Below are 6,243 nucleotides of genomic sequence, written 5' to 3' on the forward strand. Positions count from 1 at the left end.
CGTCACGGCCCTCCCGGACTTCCGAGAGGGCATCCGGGCCGTGCTGGTGGACAAGGACCAGCAACCTCGCTGGAACCCCGCCACCCTGGCCGAGGTCCGTGACGAGGACGTGGAGGCATGCTTCGCCCCGCTGGGAGACGAGGAGTGGAGTCCCTGAGCGCGCTTACTTCGCCTTCTTGGGGACAGGGAAGCCGCGCTTGCGCATGAGGGCATCGATGCCGGCGTCCTTGCCACGGAAGGAGCGATAGCCCTCAGCCGGATCGACTGTGTTGCCCACCGAGAAGACACTCTTGCGCAGCCGATCGGCCACGGTCCGATCGTACGCCCCCTTCCCTTCCGTGAAGGCCTCGTAGGCGTCGGCCGTGAGGGTGTCGGACCAGAGGTAGCTGTAGTAGCCCGCCGAGTAGCCGTCCCCCGCGAACACGTGGCCGAACTGCGGCGTGCGGTGCCGCATGACGATCTCCTCCGGCATGCCCAGTGACTTCAGCGTGTCGCGCTCGAAGACATCCGCGTCGATCTTCTGGTCTCCCGCGAGGTGCAGTTTCATGTCCACCAGGGCGCTGGCCAGGTACTCCACCGTGGCGAAGCCCTGGTTGAAGGTGGCGGCCTTGTTGATCCGGGCCAGCAGGTCCGGTGGAACGGGCTTGCCCGTCTGGTGGTGCAGGGCGAACCGGTTCAGCACCTCGGGCGTCGGGAGCCAGTGCTCCAGCAGCTGGGAGGGGAACTCGACGTAGTCCCGCGCGACGGCGGTGCCCGAGAGCGTGGGATAGGTCACCTGGGAGTTCAGCCCGTGCAGCGCGTGGCCGAACTCGTGGAACAGCGTCTCGGCGTCCTCCCAGCTGATGAGGACCGGCTCACCCGGCTTGCCCTTCACGAAGTTGGAGTTGTTGGAGACGATCGTCGTCACTTCTCCGTTGAACCGCTCTTGCCGGCGGTAGGCGTTCATCCACGCCCCCGAGCGCTTCCCCTGCCGCGCGTAGGGATCGAAGTACCAGAGGCCGATGTGCCGGCCGCTGGCCTTGTCCTTCACCTCCCAGACGCGGACATCCGGGTGGTAGACCGGCACGCCCTCCACCGGCTCGAACAGGAAGCCGAACAGCTCACCTGCGACCCAGAACATGCCCTCGCGCAGCTTGTCGAGCTGCAGGTACGGCTTCACCTCGTTCTGGTCGAGGTCGTACTTCGCCTTGCGGACCTTCTCCGAGTAGTACCGGTAGTCCCAGGGAGCCACCTTGAACTTCGCACCCTCCTTGTTGGCGATCGCCTGCATGTCGGCGACCTCCTCGCGGACACGGGCGACGGCCGGAGTCCAGACCGCCTCCATGAGCGACATGGCCCGCTCGGGCGACTTCGCCATGGTGTTCTCGAGCCGCCAGTGCGCGTGGGTCGCGTATCCCAGCAGCTTGGCCCGCTCGGCGCGCAGCTTGAGGACCTCGGAGATGATCACGTTGTTGTCGCGCGCGTCGCCGTTGTCGCCGCGGTTGACGTAGTTGCGCCAGACCTTCTCGCGCAGATCGCGCCGGGACGAGTACGTCAAGAACGGCTCCATGGAGGAGCGCGTGTTGGTGATCGCCCACTTGCCCTTCTGCCCGCGTGCCTCGGCCGCGGCCGCCGCACCCGCGCGGACGGACTCGGGCAGGCCGGCGAGGTCCGTCTCCGCCTCGAGGATGACGGCGTACTGCTCCTCGTCGGCCAGGACGTTCTGGCTGAAGGAGGTGTAGAGCGAGGCGAGGCGCTGGTTGATCTCGCCCATGCGCTTCTTCGCGGCCGTGTCGAGCTTCGCCCCCGCGCGGACGAAGTCGGTATAGCGAACCCACGTCAGGCGCTGCTGCTCGGCGGTCAGCTTCGCCTTCTCGGGTGAGCTGTAGACCGCCTCGATGCGCCGGAAGAGCTTCTCGTTCTGGGTGATCTCATCGGCGAAGGCGGCGAGCCTGGGCGCCATCTCGCGCTCGATGGCCTGGAACTCCGGTCCGTTCATCGTCGAGGACCAGATGCCGAAGAACGTCCTCACGTCGCCATAGGTCCGCGCCGTGCCCTCCATCGCGGCGATGGTGTTCTCGAAGGTCGGTGCGGCCGGGCTGTCCGCAATCGTGGCGATCTCCCGGCGGTTCTGCTCCATGGCCGCCTCCAGGGCGGGCTTGAAGTGCTCGACCTTGACCTTGTCGAAGGCCGGCACCCCTCCGTGCGGCCCTGTCCACCTGGCCAACAGCGGGTTCTCAACCTGGGCCGTCGGGGCCGGGGGGCTGGCGGGCATGGGGTGGGTGTCCTCCTGGGCTGGGGTGCTGCTGCCCTGCTGGGCGGTGCTGCTGCCCTCCTGGGCCGTGGGAGTGGTCGCACAGGCGCCGGACATGAGGGCAGTGCCCACGGTGGCGACGAGGAGCTTGCGTATCAACGGAGACCTCCGAACAGGGGTGTCATGGGTTTGGCGGGAGCCGCCCGCCCCAACGTGAAAGCCTGCCTGCTCATTCCCTACTCCCACTCGATGGTGGCCGGCGGCTTCGACGAGATGTCATAGACGACCCGGTTGATTCCGCGCACCTCATTGGTAATCCGCGTGGAGATGCGCTCCAGCACCGGGAACGGCAGCCGCGCCCAGTCCGCCGTCATCCCGTCCACGCTCGTCACGGCTCGGAGCACACAGGTGGACTCGTACGTCCGCTCGTCCCCCATCACCCCCACGCTCTGCACTGGCAGCAGCACCGCGAACGCCTGCCAGACTTCGGAGTAGAGCCCTGCCTGGCGGATCTCCTCCTGCACGATCGCGTCCGCCCCCCGCACCAGCTCCAGCCGCGGCTCCGTCACCTCGCCCAGCACGCGGATGGCCAGCCCCGGCCCGGGGAACGGCTGCCGGCCCACCATCTCCTCGGGCAGCCCCAGGTCCCGGCCCAGCACGCGCACCTCGTCCTTGAAGAGCTCCCGCAGCGGCTCCACCAGCTTGAGCTTCATCTGCTCGGGCAGCCCGCCCACGTTGTGGTGGCTCTTGATGGTGACGGATGGGCCCTTGTACGACACGGACTCGATCACGTCCGGGTAGAGCGTCCCCTGCGCCAGGAACTCGGCGTCCTGCACTCCGCGCGCCGCCTCCTCGAACACCGCGATGAACTCGCGGCCGATGATCTTCCGCTTCTTCTCCGGATCCGTGACGCCGGCCAGCTTCTCCAGGAACCGGGCCCGGGCATCCACCGTCTTCAGCGGCACGTGGAAGCGATCCACGAAGAGCGCCTCGACCTGGGCCCGCTCCCCCTGCCGCAGCAGCCCGTTGTCCACGAATATGCACTGCAGCCGAGGCCCGATGGCCCGGTGCAACAGCAGCGCCGCCACCGAGCTGTCCACGCCGCCCGACAGCCCGCAGATGACCCGCCCGTGCTCCCCCACCTGCCGGCGGATCGCCTCCTCGGCCTCCTGGATGAACCCCTTCATCGTCCAGGAGCCCGTCACCTTGCAGTCGCCGAACACGAACGATCGCAGGATCTGCTTGCCCTGCGGGGTGTGCACCACCTCCGGGTGGAACTGGAGTCCGTACACCGGCTTCGAGGTGTGCGCCGCCGCCGCGAAGGGCGAGTTGCCGCTGCGCCCGATGGCCTCGAATCCCGGCGGCAGCGCGTCCACCCGATCCCCGTGGCTCATCCACACCTTCACCCGGTCCCCCGGGGTGAACTCGGTGAAGGGCCCACGCGAGGCCAGCACCTCCACCTCCGCCGGCCCATACTCCCGGTGTGCCGACCGGTCCACCCGGCCTCCCAGCAGCTTGGCCAGCAGCTGGAGCCCGTAGCAGATGCCGAGCACCGGCACGCCCGCCTGGAAGACATAGGGATCACACCGCGGCGAGCCCTCCGCCTCCACCGAGGCCGGCCCCCCAGAGAGGATGATGCCGCGAGGAGCGAAGCGGCGGATCTGTTCCTCGGGCAGGTCTGGTCGGTGGATCTCGCAGTACACACCCAGCTCCCGGACGCGCCGGGCGATGAGCTGTGTGTACTGGCTCCCGAAGTCGAGGATCAGGATCTTCTCAGCATGGATATCCACGAGGTTCTCCCCGGGCATCGTTGACGGAGGGCGGCCCATACCGCTACAAACTTTGGGAGATCAACCGTTAAAACCCCCGTTGTCCGTTCTGCCCCTGAACGAGGTCCTGGATGCGCCGCTTGCCTGCCGCTGCCACTGTCTTCTTCTTGTCCGTCACAGGCTGTGCGGGAAAGGAGCTCACCTCGGATGAGCGGCTCGACCGCGAGACCTCGAACCTGGCGGTGAAGGACTCCCCCAAGGCCGGCGAGCTCGAGAAGATCACCTGCGAGAACACCTCCGAGGACCTGAACAAGGCGCGCAACGTCAACCGGCCCGAGACGGACCGGCTGATGGACTACATCACCCTCTATGACTCGCTCCGCAAGCGCATTCAGACCTTCGATGAGGCCATGAGCCGCAACCCGGACCTGCAGTACCGGGAGGGTGCGGTGAGCATCGTCAACGCCCGAGAGGTCTGCATCCAGCAGACCGCCGATGTGCGGGGCGAGTTCGAGACCTACATCCGCGAACTGGTCGATGTGCCCACCGTCCAGGAGATCAAGGGCGGCAACACCGTGACGATCGCCCGCCTGGACTTCAACACCCTGCGGCAGGCCATCGAGACGCTGGCGCCGGACGACAAGGACTCGCTCCTCAACCGGGTGAGCAACGCGGAGAAGAAGGTGTCGGCCTCGGTGGACCCCGCCGCGGAGCCCGCCAGCACCACCAAGCGCCGCGGCGGCAAGTAGCCCGCTTCACCTGGTAGAGGAGGAAGGGGCCTCCCCCTCCGTGGGGAGCGCCCTACTCCACCCGGTAGTTGGGCGCCTCCTCGGTGATGATCACGTCGTGCACGTGGCTCTCCTTGAGCCCGGCCGAGGTGATGCGCACGAACGTGGCCTTGTGGCGCAGCTCCTCGATGGTGGCGCAGCCCACGTAGCCCATGCCGCTGCGGATGCCGCCCAGCATCTGGTGGACGTTCATCGCGACGGAGCCCTTGTAGGGCACGCGCCCCTCGATGCCCTCCGGCACCAGCTTCACCGCGTCCACGTCCGACTGGAAGTAGCGGTCCTTGGCGCCCTGCTTCATGGCGCCCAGCGAGCCCATGCCCCGGTAGCTCTTGTAGCTGCGGCCCTGGTACAGGATGACGTCGCCCGGCGCCTCCTCGGTGCCCGCGAAGAGCGAGCCGATCATCACCGAGCTGGCCCCGGCGGCCAGCGCCTTCACGATGTCGCCCGAGTACTTGATGCCCCCGTCCGAGATGATGGGGATGTCGTGCTTGTCCGCCTCGCGGGCACAGTCGTCCACGGCGGTGATCTGCGGCACGCCCACGCCCGCCACCACGCGGGTGGTGCAGATGGAGCCCGGGCCGATGCCGACCTTTACCGCGTCCACGCCTGCTTCGATCAGCGCGCGGGTGCCTTCCGCGGTGGCCACGTTGCCGGCGATCAGCTCGAAGCCCTTGAAGTTCTTGCGCGTGTCCCGCACTCCCTCGAGGACGCCCTTGGAGTGCCCGTGCGCCGTGTCCACCACGATCACGTCCACGCCGGCCTTCAGCAACGCGTCGATGCGGGCCTCGCGGTCCGGGGAGACGCCCACCGCGGCGGCGCACAGCAGGCGCCCCTTGCCATCCTTGGCCGCGTTGGGGTGCGTGCGCCGCTTTTCGATGTCCTTGATGGTGATGAGCCCCTTGAGCTCGAACTCCTCGTTGACGATGAGGAGTTTCTCGATCCGGTGCCGGTGCAGCAGCTCCTGCGCCTCGGCCTGGGTGATGCCCTCTCGACCGGTGATGAGCTTGCGCGTCATCATCTGCTCGATCTTCTGGGAGAGGTTCGTCTCGAAGCGCACGTCGCGGCTGGTGACGATGCCCACCAGCTTCCGGCCCTTCGTCACCGGGATGCCGGAGATGCCGTGCTGGCGCATCAGCTCGAGGGCGCGCGACAGCGGCGCATCCGGCTCGGTGGTGACGGGATCCACCACCATGCCGCTCTCGAACTTCTTGACCTTGAGGACCTCGAGCGCCTGCTGCTCGGGCGTCATGTTCTTGTGGATGACGCCGATGCCGCCCTCCTGCGCCATCGCGATGGCCGTTCGGGACTCGGTGACGGTGTCCATGGCCGCAGACAGCAGCGGCATGTGCAGGCGCAGGTTGCGCGTCAGCCGGGTGGACAGCTCGACATCCCGGGGGATGACCGAGCTCTCGGCCGGCTGCAACAGCACGTCATCGAAGGTGAGCGCGAGCCG

The 6,243-nt window shown here is 67.7% G+C and carries 5 protein-coding genes; 2 read left to right on the forward strand and 3 right to left on the reverse strand.

What is annotated here, in order from left to right; genetic code table 11:
* The coding region (locus VD972_RS05060; RefSeq protein WP_324981587.1) for an enoyl-CoA hydratase/isomerase family protein at positions 1-157 on the forward strand (157 nt) is incomplete at its 5' end.
* Between the two features lie 6 nt (positions 158-163).
* Here VD972_RS05060 and VD972_RS05065 read toward each other — a convergent pair.
* Positions 164-2,254, reverse strand: a complete 2,091-nt coding sequence (locus VD972_RS05065) for a M3 family metallopeptidase (RefSeq protein ID WP_414653988.1) — start codon at positions 2,252-2,254, stop codon at positions 164-166.
* 215 nt (positions 2,255-2,469) lie between these two features.
* Positions 2,470-4,041, reverse strand: coding sequence for a glutamine-hydrolyzing GMP synthase (gene guaA, locus VD972_RS05070; RefSeq protein WP_414653987.1), 1,572 nt, complete (start codon positions 4,039-4,041; stop codon positions 2,470-2,472).
* 92 nt (positions 4,042-4,133) lie between these two features.
* Here guaA and VD972_RS05075 point away from each other — a divergent pair, with 92 nt between their 5' ends.
* Positions 4,134-4,751, forward strand: coding sequence for a hypothetical protein (locus VD972_RS05075; RefSeq protein WP_324981581.1), 618 nt, complete (start codon positions 4,134-4,136; stop codon positions 4,749-4,751).
* A gap of 52 nt (positions 4,752-4,803) precedes the next feature.
* Here VD972_RS05075 and guaB read toward each other — a convergent pair.
* On the reverse strand, positions 4,804-6,243 hold a 1,440-nt coding region (gene guaB, locus VD972_RS05080; protein WP_324981584.1), incomplete at its 5' end, for an IMP dehydrogenase.

Source organism: Hyalangium sp. (assembly GCF_035629615.1).
Taxonomy (GTDB): domain Bacteria; phylum Myxococcota; class Myxococcia; order Myxococcales; family Myxococcaceae; genus Hyalangium.